The 25532-nt window shown below is 66.3% G+C and carries 27 protein-coding genes and 1 tRNA gene; 20 read left to right on the forward strand and 8 right to left on the reverse strand.

Annotated features, from left to right (window positions below; genetic code table 11):
* Positions 1-188: 188 nt before the first annotated feature.
* The 7 genes from FHT08_RS17910 to FHT08_RS17940 all read left to right on the forward strand — a co-directional run bounded on the left by FHT08_RS17910 (position 189) and on the right by FHT08_RS17940 (position 7693).
* On the forward strand, positions 189-413 hold the full coding sequence (locus FHT08_RS17910) for a hypothetical protein (protein WP_166776134.1): 225 nt from the start codon (positions 189-191) through the stop codon (positions 411-413).
* 448 nt (positions 414-861) lie between these two features.
* On the forward strand, positions 862-1866 hold the full coding sequence (gene dusA, locus FHT08_RS17915) for a tRNA dihydrouridine(20/20a) synthase DusA (RefSeq protein WP_166776136.1): 1005 nt from the start codon (positions 862-864) through the stop codon (positions 1864-1866).
* A 251-nt stretch (positions 1867-2117) separates the two neighbouring features.
* A complete protein-coding gene (locus tag FHT08_RS17920; protein ID WP_181126310.1) occupies positions 2118-2507 on the forward strand; it encodes a hypothetical protein in 390 nt (129 codons plus the stop codon).
* 71 nt (positions 2508-2578) lie between these two features.
* The gene (locus tag FHT08_RS17925; protein ID WP_002808458.1) at positions 2579-3262 is read left to right on the forward strand and encodes a response regulator transcription factor; all 684 of its coding nucleotides are present in this window, start codon (positions 2579-2581) and stop codon (positions 3260-3262) included.
* A 74-nt stretch (positions 3263-3336) separates the two neighbouring features.
* Positions 3337-4707, forward strand: a complete 1371-nt coding sequence (locus FHT08_RS17930; RefSeq protein ID WP_024939071.1) for an ATP-binding protein — start codon at positions 3337-3339, stop codon at positions 4705-4707.
* A 144-nt stretch (positions 4708-4851) separates the two neighbouring features.
* Positions 4852-6420, forward strand: coding sequence for a DUF1800 domain-containing protein (locus tag FHT08_RS17935; RefSeq protein WP_243849090.1), 1569 nt, complete (start codon positions 4852-4854; stop codon positions 6418-6420).
* 85 nt (positions 6421-6505) lie between these two features.
* On the forward strand, positions 6506-7693 hold the full coding sequence (locus FHT08_RS17940) for a DUF1501 domain-containing protein (RefSeq protein ID WP_166776138.1): 1188 nt from the start codon (positions 6506-6508) through the stop codon (positions 7691-7693).
* 147 nt (positions 7694-7840) lie between these two features.
* On the opposite strand, the gene FHT08_RS17945 is transcribed toward FHT08_RS17940, so the two are convergent.
* Together FHT08_RS17945 and FHT08_RS17950 are read right to left on the reverse strand one after the other, a co-directional pair.
* Positions 7841-8596 (reverse strand): M90 family metallopeptidase, encoded by a 756-nt coding sequence (locus FHT08_RS17945; RefSeq protein WP_104537685.1) that lies wholly within the window; start codon positions 8594-8596, stop codon positions 7841-7843.
* A gap of 8 nt (positions 8597-8604) precedes the next feature.
* Positions 8605-8919, reverse strand: a complete 315-nt coding sequence (locus tag FHT08_RS17950) for a hypothetical protein (protein ID WP_104537686.1) — start codon at positions 8917-8919, stop codon at positions 8605-8607.
* Between the two features lie 40 nt (positions 8920-8959).
* Between FHT08_RS17950 and birA the strand changes: the two genes are divergently transcribed.
* The 4 genes from birA to FHT08_RS17970 all read left to right on the forward strand — a co-directional run bounded on the left by birA (position 8960) and on the right by FHT08_RS17970 (position 11831).
* Positions 8960-9973: a bifunctional biotin--[acetyl-CoA-carboxylase] ligase/biotin operon repressor BirA gene (gene birA / locus FHT08_RS17955; protein ID WP_343204163.1), complete on the forward strand. Its 1014-nt coding sequence runs from the start codon at positions 8960-8962 to the stop codon at positions 9971-9973.
* Entirely contained in the window at positions 9970-10698 is a 729-nt protein-coding gene (locus FHT08_RS17960) for a type III pantothenate kinase (RefSeq protein ID WP_104537688.1), read from the forward strand. Before birA ends, FHT08_RS17960 begins: the two co-directional genes overlap by 4 nt.
* 149 nt (positions 10699-10847) lie before the next feature.
* Positions 10848-11723 carry an SPOR domain-containing protein gene (locus FHT08_RS17965; RefSeq protein ID WP_104537689.1) on the forward strand — a complete coding sequence of 292 codons (876 nt, stop codon included), beginning with the start codon at positions 10848-10850 and terminating at the stop codon, positions 11721-11723.
* A 32-nt stretch (positions 11724-11755) separates the two neighbouring features.
* Positions 11756-11831 (forward strand) — tRNA-Thr (locus tag FHT08_RS17970).
* Positions 11832-12010: 179 nt separating this feature from the next.
* Here FHT08_RS17970 and tmk read toward each other — a convergent pair.
* From tmk to FHT08_RS17995, 5 genes are all read right to left on the reverse strand, one after another.
* A complete protein-coding gene (gene tmk / locus FHT08_RS17975) occupies positions 12011-12694 on the reverse strand; it encodes a dTMP kinase (protein WP_104537690.1) in 684 nt (227 codons plus the stop codon).
* A gap of 518 nt (positions 12695-13212) precedes the next feature.
* Entirely contained in the window at positions 13213-13755 is a 543-nt protein-coding gene (locus FHT08_RS17980; protein ID WP_104537691.1) for a GTPase, read from the reverse strand.
* The gene (locus tag FHT08_RS17985) at positions 13752-14669 is read right to left on the reverse strand and encodes a hypothetical protein (RefSeq protein WP_166776142.1); all 918 of its coding nucleotides are present in this window, start codon (positions 14667-14669) and stop codon (positions 13752-13754) included. Before FHT08_RS17985 ends, FHT08_RS17980 begins: the two co-directional genes overlap by 4 nt.
* Before the next feature lie 94 nt (positions 14670-14763).
* Complete coding sequence (locus FHT08_RS17990) at positions 14764-15123, reverse strand: hypothetical protein (protein WP_016904518.1); 360 nt, start codon at positions 15121-15123, stop codon at positions 14764-14766.
* Between the two features lie 63 nt (positions 15124-15186).
* The gene (locus FHT08_RS17995; protein WP_166776144.1) at positions 15187-15639 is read right to left on the reverse strand and encodes a roadblock/LC7 domain-containing protein; all 453 of its coding nucleotides are present in this window, start codon (positions 15637-15639) and stop codon (positions 15187-15189) included.
* A 477-nt stretch (positions 15640-16116) separates the two neighbouring features.
* On the opposite strand from FHT08_RS17995, the gene rocF reads away from it, so the two are divergent.
* The 7 genes from rocF to FHT08_RS18030 all read left to right on the forward strand — a co-directional run bounded on the left by rocF (position 16117) and on the right by FHT08_RS18030 (position 22943).
* The gene (gene rocF, locus FHT08_RS18000) at positions 16117-17040 is read left to right on the forward strand and encodes an arginase (protein WP_166776146.1); all 924 of its coding nucleotides are present in this window, start codon (positions 16117-16119) and stop codon (positions 17038-17040) included.
* A gap of 109 nt (positions 17041-17149) precedes the next feature.
* On the forward strand, positions 17150-17302 hold the full coding sequence (locus tag FHT08_RS18005; protein WP_006451340.1) for an entericidin A/B family lipoprotein: 153 nt from the start codon (positions 17150-17152) through the stop codon (positions 17300-17302).
* 82 nt (positions 17303-17384) lie between these two features.
* Entirely contained in the window at positions 17385-17519 is a 135-nt protein-coding gene (locus FHT08_RS18010; RefSeq protein ID WP_016904515.1) for an entericidin A/B family lipoprotein, read from the forward strand.
* Between the two features lie 249 nt (positions 17520-17768).
* Positions 17769-17978, forward strand: a complete 210-nt coding sequence (locus tag FHT08_RS18015; RefSeq protein WP_166776148.1) for a CsbD family protein — start codon at positions 17769-17771, stop codon at positions 17976-17978.
* A 181-nt stretch (positions 17979-18159) separates the two neighbouring features.
* Positions 18160-19449 carry a tryptophan--tRNA ligase gene (locus tag FHT08_RS18020; RefSeq protein ID WP_166776150.1) on the forward strand — a complete coding sequence of 430 codons (1290 nt, stop codon included), beginning with the start codon at positions 18160-18162 and terminating at the stop codon, positions 19447-19449.
* A 60-nt stretch (positions 19450-19509) separates the two neighbouring features.
* Positions 19510-20454, forward strand: a complete 945-nt coding sequence (locus FHT08_RS18025; protein WP_166776152.1) for an MBL fold metallo-hydrolase — start codon at positions 19510-19512, stop codon at positions 20452-20454.
* A 794-nt stretch (positions 20455-21248) separates the two neighbouring features.
* Entirely contained in the window at positions 21249-22943 is a 1695-nt protein-coding gene (locus FHT08_RS18030) for a M28 family metallopeptidase (protein WP_166776263.1), read from the forward strand.
* A gap of 125 nt (positions 22944-23068) precedes the next feature.
* Here the strand turns inward: FHT08_RS18030 and FHT08_RS18035 are convergent, their stop codons facing one another.
* Positions 23069-23485 carry a Rap1a/Tai family immunity protein gene (locus tag FHT08_RS18035; protein ID WP_104537698.1) on the reverse strand — a complete coding sequence of 139 codons (417 nt, stop codon included), beginning with the start codon at positions 23483-23485 and terminating at the stop codon, positions 23069-23071.
* An 83-nt stretch (positions 23486-23568) separates the two neighbouring features.
* On the opposite strand from FHT08_RS18035, the gene yedA reads away from it, so the two are divergent.
* A complete protein-coding gene (gene yedA, locus FHT08_RS18040; RefSeq protein ID WP_104537699.1) occupies positions 23569-24465 on the forward strand; it encodes a drug/metabolite exporter YedA in 897 nt (298 codons plus the stop codon).
* Complete coding sequence (gene rarD, locus FHT08_RS18045) at positions 24462-25373, forward strand: EamA family transporter RarD (protein WP_104537700.1); 912 nt, start codon at positions 24462-24464, stop codon at positions 25371-25373. The genes yedA and rarD overlap by 4 nt, the downstream gene beginning before the upstream one ends.
* Positions 25374-25532: the final 159 nt, after the last annotated feature.

Consider the following 25532-nt stretch of genomic DNA (forward strand, 5'->3'; position numbering starts at 1 on the left):
AGCGGTGATTTTTCCGCCACTGCGTCAGGAGTTTCCTGACGGCCAAACCGTTGTGCGCCAAGGCTTTGACATAAATCTGAGCGCGCGCTGACTTGCTTAAAATCTGTTCCCGAAAACCGCAAAAAACAGTTCAAGAAACCGCTGCGAACGCCGATGCTTCCGCTATCGCACACTGGAACCCCCGGACCATGAAGCTCGATCCCTCCATCCCTTTCCTGATGTCCCTGTTGGCCATGGTGCTGTGCACTGCCACTGCCGTGGTCGCCCTGGTGTTCGGTCAGGTACACGTGCTGGCTACTTCGCGGAGCTTCTACACCGTGCTGGGCACCGCCCTGATCACCCTGGTTGCCTCGTATCACGCCCTCGGCAAGCCGCTGAGCGCCGAAGAGCGTGTGGGCTTCCGCAACCTGTAACTGCAGATCCCGTCCAGGCGCCGTGCACTGAGCCGGCACTGGACGAAAGAAGCTCCGCTGATCACTGATGATGCACCGCGTTCGGCCGGCATCGGCGGACGCCACCAGACACTGCGCATCTACAGCGATGCCGCCCGTTAACGCGGAGCCGGCGAGCGGGAATGACAGCAGCGCCATCGCGATGTCGTTCGCCCCTGCCGGTGTACAAGCAGCTGCGATGCCGGCCGGCGAAGCGCGCCACCGGCGCAATCCAAAACGCGCGTCGTGCTCGAATTCGGTCAGCTGATACGGGGCAATTACACGGTGCAATGAACGGGTGGTCCTGCAGCGCGCTTCGGCAGATCGGCCTGGCAGCATGCCGCGCCGCGCGCGGCAGATTCGCCGACACCCGTGTAAGCTGTTGATCCTGCTCCGCATTCCGATGGCTGCTCGCTGTAGCCACATGTCGATGACCGCTTCCGCCGATCGCTACGCCGCCTCCCTGCGCCTGTCCGTTGCCCCGATGATGGACTGGACCGACCGCCATTGCCGGGTCTTCCATCGCCTGTTGGCACCCTCGGCACGGCTGTATACCGAGATGGTGCACGCCAATGCGGTGATCCATGGCGATCGCGCGCGGTTGATCGGCTTCGATCCGGTCGAACAGCCGCTGGCGCTGCAACTGGGCGGCAGCGAGCCGGCACTGCTTGCGCAGGCCGCGGCGATCGCGCAGGAGTGGGGCTACGACGAGATCAACCTCAATTGCGGCTGCCCGTCCGATCGCGTGCAGGCCGGGCGCTTCGGTGCCTGTCTGATGCGCGAGCCGGCGCTGGTCGCCGACTGTGTTGCCGCCATGTGTGCGGCGACCACGTTGCCGATCACGGTCAAATGCCGCCTCGGCGTGGACGACGATGACGACTACGCCGTCTTCGCCAGTTTCGTCGACCAAGTGGTCGCAGCCGGCGCGGCCATGGTGGTGGTACATGCCCGCAACGCGTGGCTCAAGGGCCTGTCGCCCAAGGAAAACCGCGAAGTGCCGCCGCTGCGTTACGACTGGGCGTATCGCCTCAAGCAGGAGCGCCCCGCGTTGCCGGTGGTGCTCAATGGCGGCATTGCGGCGGTGGAAACCGCAATGGAGCATCTGCACCAGACCGACGGCGTCATGCTCGGCCGCGCCGCCTACCACGACCCCTACCTGCTGCATCGCCTGGATGCGGCCCTCGATCGACGTACAGAGCAACCGCGCGACCACTTGCTGCGCGCCTTGCGGCCCTACGTCGAGTCCCAACTGGAACACGGCGTGGCATTGAAGCACATGACCCGGCACGTGCTGGGGCTGTTCCATGGCCAGCCGGGCGGACGCGCGTTCCGGCAGGTCCTGAGCGAGGGCGCGCCCCGACCCGGTGCCGGTTGGGAGTTGGTCGAGCAGGCCTTGCAGCGCACCGACACCCAGGCCTGGCGCGTGGTGGCCTGAACTGGTCTGTGGCTTGCATTACCTGAACCGGCATATCCGTTGACCGCATTCGGCAGCGATGTCGCCCGTCAGGCCCGACGGCGGAATCCAGGGCAAAGCGCCTTTCCATGCACGTCCGGGATTCATTTCACTGAACAGCGTTAACACAAAGCTAAAAAGTTCAGATGGGATTCACCCCGAAAAATCAAGAATTTGGGTCTATTCTCGGGCTCGACCATGCCGGCACCGGTGGTTGGTTTCACGAATTTTGAATGTTCCTGAACAACCCGCTAGGATTCATTGTGACCCAGCCGTTCTGCCGCGCTCGCTATGTCGTCCTGGTTGCCCTTGGGGTAGCCATGGCAACGCCGTCGGCATGGGGACAGGGATATCCGATGTCGCATGCGGGACGCGAGGCGTTGCCGCCATCGGCGCGCGGCAATGGACGCACGCTCTCGGACACTATCCGGCAGGTGCAACGGTCCACCGGTGGACAGATCCTCAGCGCCGAACGCGTGCCGTTCGATGGGGGCAATCTCAACCGGGTCAAGTACATGAAGGATGGCCGTGTGCACACCGTGTATGAGTCGGAGCAGATGCAGGCCGCGCCGCCGCGCAGCCAGGCGCCACTCGATGTGCCACCACGCGACGATAACCACTAGGCGTAGATAGTTCTACGTTCAGTCTTATAAATCCCCCGGCCATTGGCCGACAACGTAACTAGGGAGAGTGCATGCGTATCCTTTTGGTCGAAGACGAAGCTCCGCTGCGCGAGACCCTTGCCGCGCGTCTGAAGCGTGAAGGCTTTGCTGTCGACGCTGCACAAGACGGCGAAGAAGGCCTGTACATGGGCCGCGAAGTCCCGTTCGATGTCGGCATCATCGATCTCGGCCTGCCCAAGATGTCGGGCATGGAACTGATCAAGGCGCTGCGCGATGAGGGCAAGAAGTTCCCGGTGCTGATCCTGACCGCGCGTTCGAGCTGGCAGGACAAGGTCGAAGGGCTCAAGCAGGGTGCCGACGATTACCTGGTCAAGCCGTTCCATGTCGAAGAGCTGCTGGCGCGCGTCAATGCGCTGCTGCGGCGCGCGGCGGGCTGGAGCAAGCCGACCCTGGAATGCGGCCCGGTCGCGCTGGATCTGGCAGCGCAGACGGTCAGCGTCAATGGCGCCAACGTGGATCTGACCAGTTACGAGTACAAGGTGCTCGAGTACCTGATGATGCATGCCGGCGAACTGGTCTCCAAGGCCGATCTGACCGAGCACATCTATCAGCAGGATTTCGATCGCGATTCGAACGTGCTGGAAGTTTTCATCGGGCGCCTGCGCAAGAAGCTCGATCCCGATGGTGAGCTCAAGCCGATCGAGACGGTACGCGGTCGCGGCTATCGTTTCGCCATTCCGCGTACAGAAGGCTGAGTCCGCGCATCGGCAAGCAGGAAGATCAGGTGCCGGGCCGCTCCAAGTGGTATAGACGCTGGCGGCCGCGCTCCCTGCAGGCCCGCCAGTTGCTGGCCGCCAGCCTCAGTCTGGTGGCCTTCCTTGCACTGGCGGGTTATGCGCTGGATGTCGCGTTTGCCGACACCGCCGAAAAGAATCTGCGCGAGCGGCTGAAGAACTACGCCTCTGCGTACGCCGCCAATATCGATTTTGTCCGCGACGGCTCGCTGTATATCGGCGGTCAGCCGCCGGATCCGCGTTTCGATGTGCCCGGCGGCGGGCTGTACGTGGAAGTCGTGCGCCCGGACGAGAGCTGGACCTCGATGTCGGCCGAAGGCCCGAACATTCCGCACGGGCGCATGCTCGAGCCACGCCAGGAAGAGTTCATCGGCCCGCTGGAGATGACCCAGATCGATGGCAGCGTGGGCCAGCTGTACCGCTACGGCCTGGGCGTGAGTTACGTCGAGCGCGAACACGGCGGCGAGATTCCGTACACCATCTACGTGATGGAAGATGCGCGCTCGATGGGCGCGCAGCTGCGCGTGTTCCGTGGCGCGGTGTGGTTCTATCTCGGCAGCGCCGGTGTGGTGCTGCTGGTGCTGCAGGCGTTCATCCTGCAGTGGAGCCTGCGTCCGCTGCGGCGGGTCATCAACGAGCTGACCAAGGTGCAGCGCGGCGAGATTCAGCGCATGAGCGAACAACACCCGCGCGAGCTGGAGCCGCTGACCGAAAGCATCAACGCCTTCATCGAGAGCGAGCGCGACAATCTGGACCGCCAGCGCAATACGCTGGCCGATCTCGCACACAGCCTCAAGACGCCGATCGCGGTATTGCGCACCCAGCTCGATAGCGGCCAGTCCGAGCGCGATCTCCACGAGGAGATGGATGTGCAGCTGCGCCGCATGAACGATCTGGTGTCCTACCAGCTCGCACGCGCGGCCTCCAGCGGGCACAAGCTGTTTGCCGCACCGCTGCCGATCGAGTCGACCGCCGAAGAGATCGTACGCGGATTGGAGAAGGTCTATTCGGTCAAGGGCGTGTTGTGCGAGTTCGATATTTCGCCCGACGCGCGCTTCCATGGCGAGCCGGGCGATCTGCAGGAACTGCTGGGCAACCTGCTGGAAAATGGCTTCAAGTGGGCACGTAGCCGCGTGCTGCTGACCGCACAGCCCGGTCCTACCACCGGCAGCCGTCGTGCCGGATTGATCCTGTCGGTGGAAGACGACGGCCCGGGCATCGCGCCGGAAGATGTGGCCAAGATCCTGCAGCGTGGCGTGCGTGGCGACGAGCGCGTGCAAGGCCACGGCATCGGCATGTCGATCGTGCAGGATCTGATCAAGGCCTACCGCGGCGAGCTGCAGGTGGTGCGCTCGCAGGAACTGGGCGGCGCCCGCTTCGACGTGACCCTGCCGCCGGGACTGTGACCGGCCTGCGCTGCGGAATGAACCCGTGGTCAACGTCGCAGCGCATTCCGACAACCGTTTAACGCCCCGCGCGTTGGCTTGACCATACTGAGCCGCTTCCAGGCTGTTGCGATGGAGAGCTGCATGTTCGAGCGCAATGCACAGATGCGTTGGCTCAGCGCGCGTCCAGTGGGCGCGCCCGGCCGTCACCGCTGGCAGCTGGCATCGCTGTTGGCGGGCTGTGCCTTCGCCATGTCGTGCAGTGCTGCCCATTCGGCACTGACGCCGGCACAGACGCGCTGGCTGCAGCGTGCGACCTACGGCGTAGATACCGACAGCGTAGCGCAGCTGCAGCGGCTCGGTCCCAGGCGCTACGGCAGGTTGCTGTTGCAAGACAGCGACGATGCGGCATTGCCAGCGCCGATCCATGCACAACTGCAGCAATTCGATGCATTGCACACGCCCCTGCCGACCTTGCTGACGCAGTACGAGGCCGACAAGATCCGCCTGCAAGACATGCCCGATGGCGAGGAAAAGACCGCCTTGCGCAAGGCGTGGCAGGCGCGTGGCGGGCAGATGCTGACCCAGGCGCGCCAGGCACAGCTGTTGCGTGCGGTGTATGCGCCGGAGCAGACGCGCGAGCAGCTGGTGTGGTTCTGGCTCAACCATTTCAGCGTGTACGCCGACAAGGGGCGGGTGAAATGGATGGTGGCCGATTACATGGAAAATGCGATCCGCCCGCATGCCACCGGCAAGTTTGCCGACCTGGTGATGGCGACGCTAGAAAGCCCGGCGATGCTGGAATATCTGGACAACGCCAAGAACGCCAGAGGCAAGATCAACGAAAATTACGCGCGCGAACTGATGGAGTTGCATACGCTTGGCGTGCATGGCGGTTACAGCCAGCAGGATGTGCAGCAACTGGCACTGATCCTCACCGGTGCCGGCCTGGTGCCGGTCAAGGCCGAGGGCGTTCCGCCCCTGTCGACTGCTGCGCCGGGGCAGTCGCAGGTGGTGCGCAAGGGGCTGTTCGAATTCAATCCTGCGCGTCATCAACCCGGCGACAAGACCTTGCTGGGCCAGCGCATCGCCGCGGGCGGGCTGGATGAGATCGAGCGTGCGGTGCAGCTGTTGGTGCGGCAGCCGGCATGCGCGCAGTTCGTGTCGCAGCGTCTGGCCGAGTATTTTGTCAGCGACAAGCCGCCGGCCGCGCTGGTCGAGCGCATGGCGAACACGTTTCGACGCAGCGATGGCGACATCGCCAGCGTCATGCAGGCCATGCTGGACTCGGCGGAATTTGCGCAGGCGCAACCGCGCAAGTTCAAGGACCCGAACCGGTTCGTGGTTTCGGCGATGCGGCTGGCGTACGAGGGCCAGCCGGTGGTCAATGCCGCGCCAATGGTGAGCTGGGTGCAGCAACTCGGCGGGCCGCTGTTCGGGCGCATCACCCCCGATGGCTGGTCGCTGCAATCGCAGGCATGGACCAGCTCCGGGCAACTGGCGCGGCGCTTCGAGGTGGCGCGTGCGCTGGGTGGCGGGCCCAAGCAACTGTTCCGCTTGGATGGCGATAACGACACGCCACTGCCGGCGCTGACCCAGATCGACATGCGCCCATCGTACCGCTGGGCCGCACCGTCGCTGTCCAGTGCCACGCGTGATGCCCTGGGGCAGGCGCGTTCGCCCGCAGAGTGGAATGGATTCCTGCTGTCATCGCCGGACTTCAACTATCGCTGATTCGAACGTCGCCGATGCAACGGCTGCCGAGTCAACGCCTGCTGTTTCAACAGTCTATTGGCGACCATCGCCATGGGAGCGCGCCATGCAACGACGTCAATTTCTGCTTGCTTCCGCAGCGGCCGCGAGTCTGCCCTGGAGCGGTCGCCTGTTTGCTGCGCCACGCGACAGCGCGCGCATGCTGGTGGTGTTTCTGCGTGGCGGCTACGACAGCAACAATCTGCTGGTGCCGCATGCCAGCGATTTTTATTACCAGGCGCGCCCGACCCTGGCGATCGCACGACCGGATGCGGCCAATCCGAACAGTGCCGTTGCGCTGGATGCGCAATGGGGTCTCAACCCGGTGATGCGCGATGCGCTGTTGCCGCTGTGGCAACGCCAGCAATTGGCATTCGTGCCGTTTGCCGGCACCGACGATCTGTCGCGCAGTCACTTCGAGACCCAGGACGATATCGAATCCGGACAGGCCGGCCGCCAGCGCCGCGATTATCGTTCCGGCTTCATGGCGCGCCTGTCGGGTGTGCTGAGCGGAGTGCCTGCGATTGCCTTTACCGATTCCTTGCCGCTGACCTTCCAGGGCGGCGGCGACTTGCCCAATGTGTCGTTGCGGGGCATCGGCAAGGGCGGTCTGGATGCGCGTCAGGCGCAGATCCTGTCGCAGATGTACGACGCGACGCCGCTGGCAGCGGCCGCGCGCGAAGGACTGGCCCTGCGTCGGCAGGTCACCGCGCAGCTGCGCGAAGAGATGGAGCAGGCCGGTCGCGGCGCCGCCAGTGCGCGCTCCTTCGCCGACGAAACCCGGCGCATGGCAAGCCTGATGCGCGAGCGTTATCGGCTGGGCTTTGTCGATGTCGGCGGCTGGGACACGCACGCCAATCAGGGCAGTGTCGAAGGCGGCCTGGCGAACAATCTGCGCAATCTGGGCGAAGGGCTGGCGGCGTACGCCGACGCCCTGGGACCGGCATGGAAGGACACCGTGGTGGTGGTGCTGTCCGAGTTCGGCCGCACCTTTCGCGAAAACGGCAGCAAGGGCACCGATCACGGGCACGGCACCGCCTACTGGGTGCTGGGTGGCAGCGTGCGCGGCGGTCGGATCGCGGGCGAGCAGGTCGCCGTTGCGCAGGCGCAACTGCTGCAGAACCGCGATTACCCGGTGCTCACCAATTACCGCAGCCTGTTCGGCGGTGTATTGAGTCGGTTGTGGGGATTGTCGCCTGCGCAGTTGGAACGGGTGTTTCCCGGTGCCAGGCCGTGCGATCTTGGGCTAGTGTGAATGCCTGGCAATGCGCTGGCGATGTCGATCCGTCTCGCGTTCGGCATCGCGCATTGTGGTGGTCAGTCGGTTGGAACGCATGCGATTGATGCGGGCTAGAGCATTGCATGACGACAGCCCAAGTCATGCAGGCGTGTCACCACACCATCAGCGCTGCGCTGACGATGCAAACGGCGAAGGTCCATAAAAACGCGTCAGCTGCGCAGCGACATCCGGCATGACGCGCGCCAGCAGCTGCGGCGCGGAGAAGTGGTATTCGCTCACCACCGCGAAGAACTCTTCCGGCGCTTCGGCGGCATACGGGTCGATCTCGGTGTCTTCGCCTGCATCGACGCGTTGGCAGAACGTATCGAAGGCGCGCTGGAAATCGCGTGCCCAGGCGCGTTGCGCATCGCGCGGCAGCGGCGGGGTGCCGTCGAGGGCGCCATCCAGCGCATCGAGCTTGTGCGCCATCTCATGCACGATCACGTTGAAGCCGGCCTGCGGGTCGTCCAGGTCGGCCTGCACATCGGCCCAGCTGACGATCAGCGGGCCTTGCTCCCAGGCCTCGCCGATCAGGGTGTCGTCCCAGGCATGCATCACCCCGGCCGCATCCATGTGCGTGCGCTGCACGCGGAACGCGTCCGGGTAGACGATCAGCTGCGACCAGCCACGCCAGCCGGCCGCGCCGATGGTCAGCAGCGGCAGGCAACACATGGCCGCCAGCAGGACGTGATCGTGCGGTTGCAGCCGCAGCCCGTCGAGCGGAGAAATGGTCTTTTGCTGCAGGAACTGCGCGGTCAAGGCGCGCAGACGGTGCTGGCGGGACGGGTCGAGCGCAGCGACCCAGGCACAGCGGCGGCTGACCGGCAGCCATAACGCATCGGGAACATCGGGGGGCGGCCGGCGTAGCCGGCGCAACAACCACTGGATCAGCGGAACATGCCCGGCAGGAAGCTATGCCAGCGCGGCATCATGCGCATGCGTGGGAACAGGCCGTCGCCGTCGCTGCCACCGCCGCCGGTGGCCGGCGCGGGCTTGTGCGCGGGCGCGCGCGACGCGGTTGCTGGCTCGCCGTTGGGGGTTCTGCCGCGGGCCGCCGAGTTGCTGCTGACGCAGCTCTCATGATCGCCATCGGCCAGCTGGTCCGATGCCAGCGCGGCAAGCGGAGCCAACAACAGAAGCAGGCAAACCGTGATTCGGCGCATCGTCCACATCCAGGGCAAGCGGCGTGAGTCGCCGATCATAACGTGCTTTTCACTCCCTCACGCAAGCCAGGGTGGGCGGGTGCGGACGCTTGGCGCATACTTTCACGGATCGATTTGGGGACTTGCCGTGGATGACCGCGCCTTGCTGGCCAAACTTGCGAGCGGCCGGCTATCCGGCGATGCGCTGGCGCGCGATGCCGGGCTGACCCGTGCGGCGGTGTGGAAGCGCATCCAGAATCTGCGCGCGGCCGGAGTCGACATCGACGGGCGGGCCGGGGACGGCTACCGCCTGGCGGCGCCGCTGGACCTGCTGGACGACGCGCGCATTCGTGCGGCGATGTCGGCCGATGCGCTGGCAGGCCTGGCTGCGCTGGAGATCGCCTGGACGCTGGAATCCACCAACACCAGCTTGCTGGCGCGCCCGGCGCCGGAGCGGGGCGTGGCGGTGCTGCTGGCCGAGCGGCAGACCGGCGGGCGCGGCCGGCGCGGGCGCCAATGGACCTCGCCGCTGGGTGCGCACATCTATCTGTCGGCCTCGCGCCGTTTCAGCGGCGGGCTGGGCCAGTTGGCCGGGCTCAGCCTGGCCGTGGGTGTGGCGGTGGCCGAAGCATTGCGTGATTGCGGTTTTACCGATGTCGGGCTGAAGTGGCCCAACGATCTGCTGGCGCGCCAGCGCAAGCTGGGCGGCCTGCTGATCGAAGGCGGCGGCGAAATGGCCGGCAACGCGCGCGCGGTGATCGGGCTGGGTTTGAACGTACATATGCCAGCTGCGGCCGCCGCTGCGATCGATCAACCATGGATGGATCTGGACACGCTGGCCGGCCGCACGGTATCGCGCGAAACCGTGGTGGCTGCGGTGTTGTCCGCGCTGCTGCCGGCGCTGGAGTTGTTCGAGGCGCAGGGGCTGGCCCCGTTCCTGAGCCGCTATGCGGCATTGGACGTGTTGAGCGGGCGCGCAGTGCAGGTCGAAGAGGCCGGCACCCGGCATCGCGGCATTGCGCTTGGCCTGGCTGCCGACGGCGCGTTGCGGGTGCAACTGGGCCAGACGGTGCGGCTGTTCCACTCCGGAGAAGTGAGCGTGAGACCTGCATGAGCGAGTGGCTGTTCGACCTGGGGAATTCGCGGTTCAAGTACGCACCGCTGCAGGGCGACCGCGCCGGCGATGTGCAGGCCTGGCCGCACGGTGCCGAGGCGATGGATGCGGCCGCGTTGTCGGCCTTGCCCACCGGGCGTATTGCGCATGTGGCCAGCGTGGCTGCGCCGGCGTTGACGCAGCGCATGCTCGGCTGCCTGCGCGAGCGCTTCCAACAGGTGCGCATCGTGCGGACCGCGGCCGAATGCGCCGGCATCCGCATCGCCTACGCAGACCCGAACCGCTTCGGGGTGGATCGCTTCCTGGCGCTGCTGGGCGCGCGCGGCGACGCACCGGTGCTGGTGGCCGGCGTGGGCACCGCGTTGACCATCGACGTACTCGGCGCCGATGGACGGCACCACGGCGGACGTATTGCCGCCTCGCCGACCACCATGCGCGAAGCGCTGCATGCGCGTGCGGTGCAGTTGCCGGCCAGTGGCGGGGCCTATGTCGAGCTGGCCGACGACACCGACGACGCACTGACCTCCGGCTGCGACGGCGCCGCAGTGGCGCTGATCGAGCGCAGCCTGCAGCATGCGCAACGCAGCCTGGGGGTGCCGGTGCAGCTGCTGGTGCACGGGGGCGGCGCGCCGCCGTTGTTGCCGTTGTTGCCCGGTGCCAGTTTCCGCGCGGCGCTGGTGCTGGATGGGCTGGCGACCTGGGCGAGGTCTGCGCTGGCGCCTTGAATGGCGAGCTACGCAATTGCTAAGAGCACGCGGCGGGCGCGGCCGTGAGGCCGAACCGGTGGTACTCGTACACTGCGCCAGCGTCTGGCGTCGGCAGCAAGTCGACGAGCCCTCGCCCATTGTCACTGACCCCTCTTAGAATCCATTGCATGTACGTACGCGCATTCATCGTTGTCCTGATCGTCCTCAATGCCGGCGTGGCGTTGTGGTGGGCGTTGCAGCCGGCACCGATAGCAGTGGCCGCACCGCCGCAGCCGGCCGGTGTGGCGCGCTTGGAAGTGCTGCCGAGCACTGCGACAGCAACGAGGCCCGCAGCGGCAGGCGAGGCAGGCACGACCCCGGCAGCTTCGGACGCCACGCCGACCGCACCATCGGATGCACCGGTATCGACATCGACATCGACGGCACCAGCGGCAGCGTCTTCGTCGCCAGCTGCGGCCGCCGCGAAGGGGACCGATACGCTGCAGTCATCGGCACAGGTTCCAGCGCCAGCCAAGGTCGCTCCAACACCGAACGAGGTTGCAGCAGCTGCGATCAAGCCATCGCCAGCGGCACCTACCCCGGCCGCTGCGCCCGAGCGCTGTGCCAGCCTGGGGCCGTACGCGGCGCGCGCCGACGCCGATGCCGCGCTGGCGCGCCTGCGTGGTCAGGCCACGCGCACCAGCGTGCGCGAGGACAAGGACGCGGGGATCAGTACGTTCCGGGTGATGCTGCCCAACGTCGGCGATCGTGCAGCGGCGCAGGCCTTGGTCAAGCGCATCGCCGCCGCCGGCATGGGCGACTACTACGTGATTGCCCAGGGTGAGAACAACACCATCGCGCTGGGGCAGTACCAGAGTCGCGAGCGTGCCGAGCGACGTCAGGCCAGCCTGGTCGGCGCGGGGTTCCCGGCGCAATTGCTGCCCAGCGGCTCCGGGCAATCGCGCTGGTGGATCGATGTGCGCAGCGCGGCCGCGATCGGCACATTGCAGGGCACCGCGGGCGCGGCGCGTCAGCGGTCGCTAGATTGCGCCGCGCTGCGCTAGAATGCGCACCGGCGCGCAACGCGCCTGCCTTTGCCGGCATAGCTCAGTTGGTAGAGCAACCGCCTTGTAAGCGGTAGGTCCCCAGTTCGAATCCGGGTGCCGGCACCACGAAGGTCTGCGTTCCATTCCGGAATGTCCGTGTAGCTCGGTACCGGCTGCGTTATTGGGTCAGCGTCCCCAGAACGCCTCCGTTTTCCCGGGTTCGATTGGTCGAGAGCAGGCATCTGCTCGCAGCACGCGAATTGCTTGCGCCAGTGCTGCTGCCTGCGCGCAGTACGCGCAGCAACTCAGGCCGGGCGACCGGCCGATAGCAGTTTCAGTGCGGCCTTGTCGGCGTCGGCATGGGTGGCCTGGCCGCGCAGGCGTTCGGCCAGCGCTGCAACGACGATGGCGTGGGCCTGACGAAGCACGCTGTCCGCATCGGCGCTGGCATCCACGACGTGCTTCCCCGGCAACTGCAACTGCGCAAAGATGCTGCGGCAGCGTTCCAGGTTGTCCTGGGTTTCGAAGTGATTGGGTGCATCGCCGCGGGCGCGGATACGCGCCAGGCCGGTGGGTGGGGGCAGGTCGAGCAGCAGCAGCACGTCCGGGCGCGGCGCGAAGGCGTTGCGCTCCAGCAGATCGTCCAGCGGCAGGCCGGCGGCGCCCTGGTAGGCGATCATCGAGGGGAAGTAGCGGTCCAGGATCACGATGTCGCCGCGTGCCAGCGCCGGTGCGATCAGGGTGTCCACGTGCTCGTGACGGTCGCGGATCAGCAGCTCGGCTTCTTCGTCCGCGCTGAGGCGGCCGGTGGCGGCGGACTGGCGCAGCTGGGTGCCCCACGGGCCATTAGTCGGTTCCTTGCTCAGCACCACGCGCGCGCCGGCCGCTTCCAGCGTGGTGGCCAGGCTGCGGGCGAGGGTGGTCTTGCCGGCGCCGTCGATGCCTTCGATCGCGATCAGCAGACCGCCGGGCTTCAGTTCGATTGTCATCGCGCTACTTTATCCGATCGTGGTGCTGGATCAGCACTCGGGCATCGGTATGGGCGTTGCCCTGCAGCAGCCCATACCGGCGCATCGGGTATCGGCTGCGCGTCACCGATGGCGGCGCCGCTGCCGCGCGTCGATGCCTGTGCCAGACGGCTTGACGAACGGTCTGTCCAACGCATTGCCGGGCGCGCACGACAACTGCAGCATGATCGCCGATGCAGGCTGCACTGGCCGCCTACTGCCGGTGCGATTGCCCATGCCGCATGACCGGCATGTCCTGTGCGATGTCGGGAACGTCCCGATGCCCTGGTTATTGATCGCGCGCCATACTGAACAAGTCAGGCAAAGCGCTCGAATGTATGACGTTCGCGTCGCGCGTCTGGCATCAAGGAAGATGGACGCGTCGCCGCCACCCTAGAGGCGGCATCCCCCGCGTGACGCCCTTTTCAGGCACCGTCGTGACCGGATTCCTTGTTTTTCTCGCTCGCCGACCACGTCGGCAATGCCACGTACGCGCCCGATCAGCTGGTCGCCGAGGTGTAACGATAGGACAGCAGCGACTTCACCAGGAACGTGATCTGGGTGGCCGAGCGTGCATCCACGCGCATGACCGGGATGCGGAAGCCTTCGGCCACCAGGGCGTCGCGGAACGGCGGCAGCAGGAAGTCCTGCATGTCGTCGGTCATGGTGATGCCCACTGCCAGGCTTGCCGCAGGTGCGATCTGCGAAAACTCGCGCAGCAATGCCAGGGTGGCTTCGCGCATCTGCGGATCGCGCGCGCTGACCAGCACGATCACGCCCAACGCGCCGTCGCACACCAGCGGCCACATGAAATCCAGGTACTTCTGCCCGGGCACGCCGTAGACGTGCAGCAACTCGCCGTCCTCCAGTTCGATCGAGCTGTAGTCCAGCGCGACCGTGGTGTAGGTCTTGTCGCCGTAGGCATCCTGGCTGAGCGGCATCTCGGTGCTGACCGGCTCCACGTCCGAGATGGCGCGTACGGCGGTGGTCTTGCCGGCGCCCATGCCGCCAACGAACACCAGTTTGTTGGCCGGAACACTCATGACTGCGCCTGAAAGAGAGAGAGGCCAAAGCGACGTGCGACCCATGAGAAAAACCGGGAATTGCTGCTGTCCGGACGGGGCTGCGTTGCAGGCACGGGAATCTCCGCAATCTGGGCAAGGCCGCTGGCGAGTGCAGCGGCGAACAGGCATTCCACCGTTTGCAGCGGTAGCTTGCAAGCCTTGGCCAGCGCCTGCGGGCGCCATGGGCGTGCATGCAGGTGGGCAATGGCAAGCAGTTGCGCCGGCGAACTGGTCTCGGCGCTCAGCTCCGGCCATTGCTGCAACTGCAGCGCATGGCTGGGTTCGACCGCCGGCAGCGCGGGGCGCAGGTGATCGGGCAGGGCGAAATACAGCGCTTCGAACGAAATACGTTGGCTCAGTGCGCTGTCGGCGGCGTCCGGTGCAACCTGCCAACCGGGGCGATCCAGGGCCGCGAGCAGCTCGGTCAAGGCGATGCCGGCGGGAAGCTGCACGCAGCCGTTGGCCGGATCCACGCGTATCTGCAATTGCGCGTTGCGCAACAGTGCCGCGGCGGCACCGAATTCGCCGCGGCAATGGCGGATCAGCAGGGCCGGCTCGGCAACCTGCGCGTGCGCGGAGGAGGACAGCAGCACGCGCATCTGCTCGTTGAGTTCGCGCACGGTGGCGCCGTGCTTGAGCCAGGCGCCGCCGACCGGTGCTCGCGACACCACTAGCATCCGCACGGGTTGCCCTTGCAAGGCCTGCCAGGCGGCCAGCCCGTCGGCGCTTTCCAGCCCCAGCACCACCACGTCGGCGGCGTGGTGCGGCCATTGTCCCAACTGCACGTCGATGCGCTCGGCCAGCAGCAACGAGCACGCCAGTTTCAGGCGCGTGGTGTGCAGCAGGTCCAGGCCGGCCGTGGCGACCCGCATGGTGTGAATGGGTGAGGTCATGACATGGCGCCGCGTCGGCGCGGAGAAGGTGCGGTGCCTGCCGATGTGGACCGGCAGGCCGGGCAGGCGACGCGCGTGCGCCGCCTGGTGGGCATCAACCGAAATCCAGGGTCTTCTCGAACGCCTTGAGTTCGTGACGGGCCATGGCCAGATTGGCCTTGGCGCGATCCAGTACGACATACAGGAACAACGTGCCGTTGCTCTCCAGCGGGCGCAGCAGGTGGTACTGGCGTGCCAGGGTGATCAGGATGTCTTCGATGGTGTCGTTGAGGCCGAGCTGCTCGGCGATACGGCGCTTGGCACGCACCACTTCGGTATTGCCGGCCGCGGCAAGTTCCAGGTTGAGATCGGTGCCGCCGGTCATGCCCAGCGCCATGCCGCTGTCGCTATCGACCAGGGCAGCACCGACGAAGCCGGCGATCGAATGCAGGTGTTCCAGATTGAGTTTTGACACGGGTCGTCCTTACGAGCGGTGAGAAATCAGTGCACTGGCGCAAGCACGAACAGTGCCAAGCGCTCAGTTCGTCGGCGGCGCCAGCGCTGTCGCCAGGCGGCCGGCGCAGTCGCGCGCATTGAACAGCAGCGCCGCGGCGTTGAGGTCGCTGCCGCCCACCGCAGTGAGCGTCAACGGTCTGTCGGCGCGAATGCGGATCAGCACCAGCTGCCCGCCACGCGTACTGACGGCGGCGTAATCGGCTTCGCTCAGACCGGATTCGCGCGCCAGGGTCTCGCCCAGGGTCAGGAACGAGTTGGCCATCGCTGCCAGACGGCGAGCATCCACGTCCAGGCTGGATTGCTCGGCGATGGCACGCCCGTCGGCAGTGGACAGCATCAACAGACGGATACCCGGCTCGCGCTCGATGGTCTGCGCAAACTCGCGCCCGATGCGCAGCAGATCGTAGTGATGCGACGCCCGCGCGACCTCGCCCACGGCAGCCTTGACGACCTGGTTGACGGCGTTATGCGGCATGAAATCCTCCCCTTGTACGAAACCCGCTGCGCGATGAAAGACCCTGTCGATGACACCGGGACCCGCGTTGGCGGGCGAACAGTAGCATCGGCACCTTCGGCCATCGTCATAGCAGCCCCAATCTCTTAACTGTGCGGCCAGACAAGCACAGCCCGCAAAGCGCAGATACGCCACAAACTGCCCAACCACGTCACTTCGAGCAGCCATCGGGAACGCGTTGCCGCCGCCAAGCGGCCGCGGCCGGCACCTGGTAGCGCCACGGCGGACTGCATCGCACCTGCACTGCGGCGTTGCGCCTGCCGTCCGTGCCGGTCCGACCTTTGCCCGCCACGCAGTATCGGCCGCACTTTGGATTGCTGCAGTGGCAGATGCGATTGCGTGATCGGTGACGCACGCCGGGCGCCGTGCTGCGCTGCCGCGCGTCAGTGCGCGAGCCGGCGACTAGACTTCAGCGCTTTCTCGATGCTGGAGCAATGCATGGCGACGCAGTACCTGCCGATTTCCCTGATTGGCGTTCCCACCGACATCGGTGCCGGCCACCGTGGTGCGCGGATGGGGCCAGAGGCGTTGCGCATCGCCGGGCTGCAGGAGGCCTTGATCGGCCGCGGCGTGGAGGTGCGCGATCTGGGCAATCTGGATGGCCCGCGCAATCCCTGGCAGGCCCCGCAGGCCGGCTACCGCCATCTGGACGAGGTGGTGGCCTGGAACCAGGCGCTGATGGAGGCCAGCTATGCGCAGCTGCGCGCCGGCCGCATGCCGATCATGCTCGGTGGCGACCACTGCCTGGGCATCGGCTCGATCACCGCCGTGGCCAACTATTGCCGCGAGCAGCAACGCCCGCTGCGGGTGCTGTGGCTGGATGCGCACTCGGACTTCAATACCAGCGAGGTGACGCCGTCGGGCAATGTGCATGGCATGCCGGTGGCCTGCCTGTGCGGGCTGGGCCCGCAGGCGCTGACGCATCTGGCCGGCAGCGCACCGGCGCTGCTGCCCGAGCAGGTGCGGCAGATCGGCATCCGCTCGGTGGACCCGGAGGAGAAGCGCCTGATCAAGCAGCACCGCATCGATGTCTACGACATGCGCTACATCGACGAGGCCGGCATGAAGCGCACCATGGAGACCGCCCTGCAGGGCCTGAGCGAGGACACCCATCTGCATGTGAGCTTCGACGTGGATTTCCTGGACCCGAGCATCGCGCCGGGCGTGGGCACCACCGTGCCGGGTGGGCCCAACTACCGCGAGGCACAGCTGGTAATGGAGATGATCGCCGACACCGGGCGCATGGGGTCGCTGGACATCGTCGAGCTCAATCCGGTGCTGGACAACCGCAACGCCACCGCCGAGCTGGCGGTGGATCTGGTCGAGAGCCTGTTCGGCAAGTCGACACTGATGCGAGATTGATCGATCGCTGAACGCAGCACGCCACGTTCACATCAAATCCACGGCCGCGCAGTCAGATTTGGCGCCAGACACGGTGCGTCTGCACCGAACGCAGAACTGAGGAAGACCGATGAAGCGACTGCTGACACTGATGGTACTGGGCCTGTTTTCGGCCGGTGTGATGACTGGCTGCAATACCATGGCCGGCGCCGGCAAGGACATGCAGGGTGCAGGCGAGAAGGTCGAAAAGAAGGCCGACAATTGCAGCGACGGTAAGTGCTGATCCTTGCGTTCTGTTTGAACCCTAGTTGTTTGATTTGATTGATCTGCGGCAAGCCGCCGCTTTACCCACGAAGGAGTCTGTTATGAAGCGTGCAATTGTGCTGCTGGTGCTGTCGGTGTTGTCGGTCGGTATGCTGTCGGGTTGCAACACCGTCGCAGGTGCCGGCAAGGACGTGCAGGGCGCTGGCGAGAAGGTGGAAGACGCTGCGCGCAAGTAATCTAGCGCTGCATGCAGAAAAACGGGCCGCAAGGCCCGTTTTTTTTGCCCGAGTTTTTTGCGCAAGCAGGGCTGCGCAATGACGCGCTCGGGCATGCAACGGCGCGGCCAAGGCGAAAAGCTGCGCCAAAGCGTCGGCAACCGTTCAGTGCGGTGATTACGGGTTTGACGGTTTTTGATCTACAGCGAACGGCGCCCCGGGCAACCTGCGCGCACGGTCAATCGCGACCGCATCAGCGGAGTCGACGCAATGAATACCGACATCATTTCCGGCAAGTGGACCCAGCTCAAAGGCAAGGCGCAGGCCAAGTGGGGCGACCTCACCGACGACGATTTCAAGGTTGCCGAAGGCAGTGCCGAGTATCTGCAGGGCAAGCTCCAGGAGCGCTACGGTTGGGACCGCGATCGCGCCCAGAGCGAAGTGCGCGCCTTCGAAAAGTCGTTGCGCGACGACACCTGACGGTGCCGCGCAATCGCGCTTGCCCGAGGTGGTGAGCGCAACTGCACACAACGGGCCGCTCGATGCGGCCTGTTGCGCGTCTGCCGCCGATGCCGGCAGCGACAGCCGCAAGACAGCGCCGCAGCCATGCCAGGGGCACGGAACCGCTAAACTTGCGTGCTGACTCCCTGGCCTTACGCAGATGACCACTCGCGTCCTTACCGGCATCACCACCTCCGGCACCCCGCATCTGGGCAATTACGTCGGTGCGATCCGCCCGGCCATCCAGGCCAGTGCGGCTGCCGATGCGGAAAGCTTCTACTTCCTGGCCGACCTGCACAGCCTGATCAAGGCGCAGGACCCGGCGCGGACGCAGCGCTCCACGCTGGAGATCGCCGCCAGCTGGCTGGCCTGCGGCCTGGACCCGGAAACGGTGGGGTTCTATCGCCAGTCCGATGTGCCGGAGACCACCGAATTGCTGTGGCTGCTGACCTGCGTGGCCGGCAAGGGCATCCTCAACCGTGCGCATGCCTACAAGGCGGCGGTGGACAAGAATCGCGCCGACGGCGAAGACGATGATGCGGGCGTGACCGCCGGCTTGTTCATGTACCCGGTGCTGATGGCCGCAGACATCCTGATCTTCAACGCGCACAAGGTGCCGGTGGGACGCGACCAGATCCAGCATATCGAGATGGCGCGCGATTTCGCCCAGCGCTTCAACCACGTGTATGGCCGCGACTTTTTCACCCTGCCCGAGGCGGTGATCGACGAGCAGGTCTCGACCTTGCCGGGTCTGGACGGCCGCAAGATGAGCAAGAGCTACGGCAACACGATTCCGCTGTTCGCCCCGCGCGAGGAATTGCGCAAGCTGGTGTTCTCCATCCTTACCGATTCGCGCGCGCCGGGCGAGGCCAAGGACACACAGGGGTCGGCATTGTTCCAGCTGTACCAGGCCTTCGCCACGCCGCAGGAAACAGCGGCCTTTGCGCAGGCCTTTGCCGATGGCATCGGCTGGGGCGATGCCAAGCAACGGCTGTTCGAGCGTATAGACCAGGAGATCGCACCGCTGCGCACGCGCTATGAGGCGCTGATGGCCGAGCCGGGCAAGATCGAGGCGATTCTGCGTGCCGGTGGTGCACGTCTGCGCGCGCGCTACGCAACGCCGTTTCTGGCCCAGCTGCGGGCTGCGGTGGGTCTGCGCGACCTGTCCGGCCAGGGCGATGCGGCTGTGACGCCGGTGAGCGAGAAGAGCGCGCCTCCGGTGTTCAAGCAGTATCGCGAGAGCGACGGGCAGTTCTATTTCAAGTTGAACGATGGCGCCGGTGCCTTGCTGCTGCAGAGCGAGGGCTTCGCCTCGCCACGCGATGCGGGCCAGCTGATTGCGCGGCTGAAGCAGGCCGAGCAGGGCAGCGACCTGCAATTGCCGGGCCTGCACGCGCAGGTGGAGGCGGAGGTGATCCTGGCGGCGCTGCGCGTGTTGCGCGAGGCGTAACGACACCCGTGGAGCCGGGGTGGCTAGACTGTGGCCTCTCGCATAGCCGTGGGGGAAGCAATGACAGCGACCGCCGATTCCAGCATCCACACCATCGACACCGGCTTTGGCGGTGTGCAGTTCGATGCGGCGTACCTGATCGTCGAGGCGCAACGTGGCGCCTTCGTCGATTGCGGTACTTCGCTGTCGGTGCCGCAGATGCTGACCGCATTGCAGTCGGCCGGGCTGACGCCGGCGCAGGTGGACTGGCTGATCCTGACCCACGTGCATCTGGATCATGCCGGCGGAGCGGGGGCGTTGCTGCAGCACCTGCCCAATGCGCGGGTGCTGGTGCATCCGCGCGGCGCGCCGCACATGATCGATCCCACCCGGCTGATCGCCGGCGCCACGGCGGTGTACGGCGAGGCGGAAATGGCGCGCAGTTATGGCGCGATCGTGCCGGTGCCGGCCGAGCGCGTGGTGGAAGCGGCCGACGGACAGACCGTGATGCTGGGCGAGCGCGCGCTGCGCACCATCGAGACGCCGGGCCACGCACGACATCACCTGTGCGTGTGGGATGCGCGCAGCCGCAGCTGGTTCACTGGCGACACCTTCGGCCTGTCGTATCGCCAGCTCGATAGCGCGCAAGGCGCCTTCATCCTGCCGACCTCCTCGCCGGTACAGTTCGAGCCGGAGGCGATGCTGCACTCGATCGCGCGGCTGATGGAGACCGCACCGCAGGCGGTGTATCTCACCCATTACGGCCGGGTCGAATCGCCGACACCGCTGGCGCAGGCGCTGGTCGAGCAGATCCATGCGATGACCGCCATCGCGCTGGACTGCGCGCAGCGTGCGGACCGCCATCGCTGCATGCTGGCGGCGCTGACCGACCTGTATCTGCAGCGCGCCCGCCGGCACGGCTGCCGGCTGGACGATGCGCGCGTGGCGCAGTTGCTGGGTACCGATATCGAACTCAACGCGCAGGGCCTGGCGTGCTGGCTGGATCGCGCGAAGCGTACCAATTAGCGCCAAACACCCCCACTCGAACGCTGTAGCGGGTCGTCGCATCGTTCGGCGACAGTCAAAAGCCTAGTCCGTCGAGCGCGCGGTGTCCTCACCGCTTGCGGGACACGCGGTAAATCCGTCCGTGGAGGCTCGGTGGCGGCATCCATGCCGCCACACGGTCCCGCAACCGGCAAGGACACCGCACCAGAGAGTTGGTCGGCTGCTTTTGAAAGCTTGTTGCTCGGCTAGCGGTAATAGCTGAGACGTTTTAAGTTGCGTGTTGAAGCCTGTCTGCTGCTCGGCTTGCGATCGGGAGATGGTGAGGCGCTAGTCGAACGCACAAGTGATCCGACCAGCGCAGGTCATGCCCCGCTTGCAACCATGCACACCGACCATCCCGACGGGTCCTTGCCCGCTCACCGTCGCGGGACCTTACGCGGCATGGATGCCGCGTAAGAGCCTACACGGACGTACTTGCGGCGTGTCCCGCGATGGTGGGCGGGCAAGGGCCTTGCAGCCAAGCCGCAGATCCGCCGCCCTGCAACCGATCTATCCGCACTGCACAGGCTCTGGAAAACAATGCCAAAACAATCGAGACCTTGAACCGTAACCGTGTTTGCGCGCGATCAGAGGCTCGATTCAAAAGCTCGGTGAGTCGAAGGCGCGATGCCATCACCACGCACGGGACAGGCCGTACACCCGCCCATTGAACTCCGTGACAGCATCCATGCAGCCCAAGGGGCCTGTTAGAAAAGAAGACATCGCGTTTGCCAACGCGGGTCGAAGCACTCCCGTGGCGGCCGCGCGCTTGTAAACTGTGTGTCATCTATCTGCTGCAAGGCCATGCCGTGAATCCGATGCGCATCCTGTTGTTGTCCGCCTGCCTGTTCGTGGGAGGCGTGGCGCAGGCCGCCAACGATCTGCCCGGTGGCGGCATCGATGCCGAAGCGTTGTCGCGGCATGTGCGCCTGCTGGCCTCGGATGAGTTCGAGGGCCGGGCGCCGGCCAGTGCCGGCGAGCAGCGCACGGTCGATTACCTGGTCGAGCAGTTCAAGGCTGCCGGCTTGCAGCCGGGCGGCGAGCAGGGCGGTTGGACCCAGGCGGTGCCGTTGGTACGCGCCCAGGTCGATGGCCCGGTGCGCGCCAGCCTGGGTGTCGGCGGCAAGACTCAGGCGCTGGTCAATGGCACCGATGTGACCCTGCAGAGCCTGCGTCCGCAGGACGCGGTGCGCTTGAAGAATGCACCGCTGGTGTTCGTGGGCTACGGCATCAGCGCGCCGGAGCGGCAGTGGGACGACTACAAGGGCGTGGACCTGCGCGGCAAGATCGCGGTGGTGCTGATCAACGATGCCGACTTCGAATCCAGCCAGCCTGGCGCCTTCGACGGCAAGGCGGTGACCTACTACGGCCGCTGGACCTACAAGTACGAAGAGGCGGCGCGTCGCGGTGCCGCCGGCGTGTTGATCGTGCACGAGACCGCGCCGGCCGCGTACGGCTGGGCGACGGTGCAGAGTTCGGGCCTGTCGCCGTTGTTCGATATCGAACGCAGCGATGCCGATGCAAAGGCGCAGCACGTACCGGTGCGTGGCTGGATGCAGCAGGCGTTGGCGGTGTCGCTGTTCCAGCGCGCCGGGCTGGATTTTGCGCAGGCCAAGCAGCGCGCGCAGCAGCGCGACTTCGCGCCGATGGTGTTGGGCGATGCGACGCTGTCGGTGGATTTCAAGCTCAAGCGCGAGCGCGTGGTCACCCATAACGTGGTGGCCAAGCTCACCGGCAGCCAGCATCCGGACGAGACGGTGATCTTCTCCGCGCACTGGGATGCGTTCGGCGTGGGCAAGGCCGATGCCGGCGGCGACACGGTGCGGCGTGGCGCGGTGGACAACGCTACCGGCGTGGCCAGCGTGCTGGAACTGGCGCGCGTGTTCGCGGCCGGCCCCAAGCCGCAGCGCACGCTGTATTTCATCGCGTTGACGGCGGAAGAGAAGGGCCTGCTTGGCGCCAACTATTACGCCGCGCATCCGCTGGCGCCGCTGGACAAGACCGTGGCGGTGCTCAACATGGAGATGTTCAGCCCCGATGGCCCCACCCGCGATATCGCCTCGTGGGGACGCGGACGGGTGTCGCTGGAAGGCGATCTGGAAACCGCGGCCAAGGCGCGCGGCCGCAGCTATTCGCCGGACCCGAATCTGGAAGCGGGCTTCTTCTACCGCGCCGACCATTTCGCCTTTGCGCGCATGGGCGTGCCGGCGATCACTGCCGGTCCCGGGCTGGACATGCTCGACGGCGGCGTGGCGGCCGGTAAGGCGCTGCGCGACAAGTATTTTGCCGAGTGCTATCACCAGCCCTGCGATCGCTGGACGCCGCAATGGGACGCCAGCGGCCACGCGGCCGACACCACCCTGGTCTACGACGTCGGCGTGGCGCTGGCCAACGGCCGGCAGTGGCCGAGCTGGCAGGACGGTTCGGAGTTCAAGGCGATCCGCGCCGGCAGCGACGCCGCACGCAAGTAGGGCCAGCGGTGTGCAAACGCCTGGTGCTTTCGAGCCCGGGCATCGAACGCCCGGCGCTGCAAGCGTTCATTGCATCCGGCCGTTGCGTGGCGGTTGGTCGAGCCGGCTTGCGGCGATCGCGCCGCCTATGTGCGGCACGGATAGCGCTTGGCCAGCGCGCGTACGATCAACGCAGGTGCGGCCTCGTCCAGGCGCGCATCGGGCAGCGCGCCGATATCGGCGATGATCGCCTGCAGATCCGGCGGGCCGCTCTTGCCGGCAGGCATGCACCATTGCGTGCGGTAACTGCTGCTGGCGACGCCAAGCAGGTAAGCGCCGGCGCGGTTTGCCGAGAGCATGACCTTGAGTTCGGTTTGTTCGGGCGAGATCTCCGGCGCCAACGAACCGTCCAGCCCGGCCTCGAGGAGCTTGCGCCCGCTCGGTTCCCAGGGCTCGGGGACGCGTGCCAACGCATTGGCCGATAGCACGGTCAGGACGGCCAAGGTCAACCAGGGGACGCGACGCTGCATATGCACTCCGATCTGAGGATCAATGCGCACCATAGCGCGGCAGGCGCTTGGGCGTACGACGTTGGCGTGGGCAGGTGATCTAGAATTGAAGCTTCCGCTGCACTTGGCAATCTCCGATGTCCTCTTCACACGATGCTGCTGCGCCTGCGCGCAATGGCCTAGTCGTTGTCGCTCTGTTGCTGGTCTATGTGGTCTGGGGCTCGACCTATCTGGCGATCCGCTTTGCGTTGGAAGGCGGCGCGCTGCCGCTGACCATGGTGTCCGGGGCGCGCTTCATCGTGGCCGGCACGGCGTTGTATGCGGTGTTGCGCTGGCGCGGTGTGGCTGCGCCGACGCGCGCGCAGTGGAAGAATGTGGCGATGATGGGCGCGGCCTTGTTGCTGCTGGGCAACGGCATGGTGGTGCTGGCCGAGCGCAGCGTGTCGTCCGGCCTGGCCGCCACCTCGGTGGCATCGGTGCCGCTGTGGATGGCCCTGTTCGGCGCCCTGCGCGGGCAACATGCCAGCCGTGGCGAATGGCTGGGCATCGTGATCGGCTTTCTGGGCGTGGTCTGGCTCAACGCCGGCAGCAGCCTGACCGCCACGCCGGGCGGGCTGGTGTTGCTGCTGATCGCGCCGATCGGCTGGGCATTCGGCTCGGTCTGGTCGCGCGGACGCGACCTGCCGTCGCCGTTCATGACTGCCGCCGGGCAGATGCTGTGCGGCGGTGTGTTGCTGGTCAGCACCGGCCTGCTGATCGGCGAGCGCCCGCACAGCCTGCCGACCTCGCAGGGGCTGCTGGCCGTGGCGTACCTGTGCGTGTTCGGCTCGATCGTGGCGTTTACCGCCTACGTGTGGCTGCTGCATCACGTGCGCCCGGCGTTGGCCGGCAGCTACGCCTACGTCAACCCGGTGATTGCGGTGGCGTTGGGCGCCTGGCTCGGGCATGAGCGTTTCAGCGCGCATGACATCGGTGCGATGGCGGTGATCCTGTCCGGCGTGCTGGTGGTGACCCTGGCCAAGGCGCGGCGATGACGGCGGTTTCGCCGATCGAGGCGCGTCGCGGGTTGTTGATCACTGCATCGTCCTTCGTGATCTGGGGACTGGTGCCGCTGTATTGGCATCTGCTCAAGGCGGTGCCGTCGCTGCAGATCATCGCGCACCGTATCGTCTGGAGCGCGCTGCTGGTGGTGGGGTGGTTGCTGGCCAGCTCGGGCCTGCGCTGGTGGCGCGAGATCGTCGCGCAGCCGCGCGCGTTGTGGATGCTGGCGGGCAGCAGCGTGGCGATCGCGTTCAACTGGGGGCTGTACATCTGGGCGATCAACGCCGGGCACGTGATCGAAGCCAGCCTGGGCTATTTCATCAATCCGCTGCTGAGCGTGTTGCTGGGCGTGCTGGTGCTGAAGGAACGCCTGCAGCGCATCCAGTGGGTGGCGGTGGTGTGTGCGGCGGCGGGCGTGCTGTGGCTGACCCTGGATGCCGGTGCGCCGCCATGGATTGCGCTGGGGCTGGCATTGTCGTTCGGTGCCTACGGCCTGCTGCGCAAGCTGGTGGCGGTGGATCCGGTGGCGGGGCTGGGCGTGGAAAGCGTGTACCTGTTGGTGCCGGCGCTGCTGCTGGCGGGCTGGGGCGAGCAGGGCCATGGCGGCGCCTTTCTGAGCGGCTGGGACCTGCGTACCGATCTGCTGCTGATCTTGGGCGGCGTGCTGACCGCGGTGCCGCTGATCGGGTTTGCGTATGGCGTGCGGCGGATTCCGCTGTCGCTGGTGGGCATCCTGCAATACATCGCGCCGAGCCTGCAGTTGCTGCTGGGCGTGTGGTTCTTCCACGAGCCGTTCGATCAGGGGCGCGCGATCGGATTTGCCGCGATCTGGTTGGGACTGCTGCTGTTCGTCGGCGATAGCCTGTGGCGGCAGCGGCGGCCGGTGGTGGTGACGCCTTAAGCATCGGCCGCTGCGCGATCCGGGCGATCGCGCAGCGGCTGCGTTGCGCGGTGGGCAGCAGCGCGGTTGCCTGCTTCGGCAGCCTGCCGGTGCGCCGCCCCCGTCCGGATGCAGAGCGAGCAACCAGACTCCTGCGCTCACCGCCGCGCGGGCGCAGGC

It is taken from the genome of Xanthomonas sp. CFBP 8151 (genome assembly GCF_011761885.1).
Classification (GTDB): Bacteria; Pseudomonadota; Gammaproteobacteria; order Xanthomonadales; family Xanthomonadaceae; genus Xanthomonas; species Xanthomonas arboricola_B.

Excerpts from the sequence above, each read along its gene's own strand:
- FHT08_RS17940 (WP_166776138.1), top strand. The coding sequence starts at position 6,506 with ATGCAACGACGTCAATTTCTGCTTGCTTCCGCAGCGGCCGCGAGTCTG.
- rarD (WP_104537700.1), top strand. The coding sequence starts at position 24,462 with ATGACGGCGGTTTCGCCGATCGAGGCGCGTCGCGGGTTGTTGATCACT.
- FHT08_RS17980 (WP_104537691.1), bottom strand. The coding sequence starts at position 13,755 with ATGAGTGTTCCGGCCAACAAACTGGTGTTCGTTGGCGGCATGGGCGCC.
- FHT08_RS17925 (WP_002808458.1), top strand. The coding sequence starts at position 2,579 with ATGCGTATCCTTTTGGTCGAAGACGAAGCTCCGCTGCGCGAGACCCTT.
- FHT08_RS17995 (WP_166776144.1), bottom strand. The coding sequence starts at position 15,639 with ATGCCGCATAACGCCGTCAACCAGGTCGTCAAGGCTGCCGTGGGCGAG.
- FHT08_RS18020 (WP_166776150.1), top strand. The coding sequence starts at position 18,160 with ATGACCACTCGCGTCCTTACCGGCATCACCACCTCCGGCACCCCGCAT.
- FHT08_RS17985 (WP_166776142.1), bottom strand. The coding sequence starts at position 14,669 with ATGACCTCACCCATTCACACCATGCGGGTCGCCACGGCCGGCCTGGAC.
- yedA (WP_104537699.1), top strand. The coding sequence starts at position 23,569 with ATGTCCTCTTCACACGATGCTGCTGCGCCTGCGCGCAATGGCCTAGTC.
- FHT08_RS17935 (WP_243849090.1), top strand. The coding sequence starts at position 4,852 with ATGCGTTGGCTCAGCGCGCGTCCAGTGGGCGCGCCCGGCCGTCACCGC.
- FHT08_RS17910 (WP_166776134.1), top strand. The coding sequence starts at position 189 with ATGAAGCTCGATCCCTCCATCCCTTTCCTGATGTCCCTGTTGGCCATG.
- FHT08_RS18025 (WP_166776152.1), top strand. The coding sequence starts at position 19,510 with ATGACAGCGACCGCCGATTCCAGCATCCACACCATCGACACCGGCTTT.
- FHT08_RS18005 (WP_006451340.1), top strand. The coding sequence starts at position 17,150 with ATGAAGCGACTGCTGACACTGATGGTACTGGGCCTGTTTTCGGCCGGT.
- FHT08_RS18010 (WP_016904515.1), top strand. The coding sequence starts at position 17,385 with ATGAAGCGTGCAATTGTGCTGCTGGTGCTGTCGGTGTTGTCGGTCGGT.
- FHT08_RS17920 (WP_181126310.1), top strand. The coding sequence starts at position 2,118 with ATGTTCCTGAACAACCCGCTAGGATTCATTGTGACCCAGCCGTTCTGC.
- FHT08_RS17965 (WP_104537689.1), top strand. The coding sequence starts at position 10,848 with ATGTACGTACGCGCATTCATCGTTGTCCTGATCGTCCTCAATGCCGGC.
- rocF (WP_166776146.1), top strand. The coding sequence starts at position 16,117 with ATGGCGACGCAGTACCTGCCGATTTCCCTGATTGGCGTTCCCACCGAC.
- FHT08_RS17950 (WP_104537686.1), bottom strand. The coding sequence starts at position 8,919 with ATGATCGGCGACTCACGCCGCTTGCCCTGGATGTGGACGATGCGCCGA.
- FHT08_RS18015 (WP_166776148.1), top strand. The coding sequence starts at position 17,769 with ATGAATACCGACATCATTTCCGGCAAGTGGACCCAGCTCAAAGGCAAG.
- FHT08_RS17960 (WP_104537688.1), top strand. The coding sequence starts at position 9,970 with ATGAGCGAGTGGCTGTTCGACCTGGGGAATTCGCGGTTCAAGTACGCA.
- FHT08_RS18035 (WP_104537698.1), bottom strand. The coding sequence starts at position 23,485 with ATGGTGCGCATTGATCCTCAGATCGGAGTGCATATGCAGCGTCGCGTC.
- tmk (WP_104537690.1), bottom strand. The coding sequence starts at position 12,694 with ATGACAATCGAACTGAAGCCCGGCGGTCTGCTGATCGCGATCGAAGGC.
- dusA (WP_166776136.1), top strand. The coding sequence starts at position 862 with ATGACCGCTTCCGCCGATCGCTACGCCGCCTCCCTGCGCCTGTCCGTT.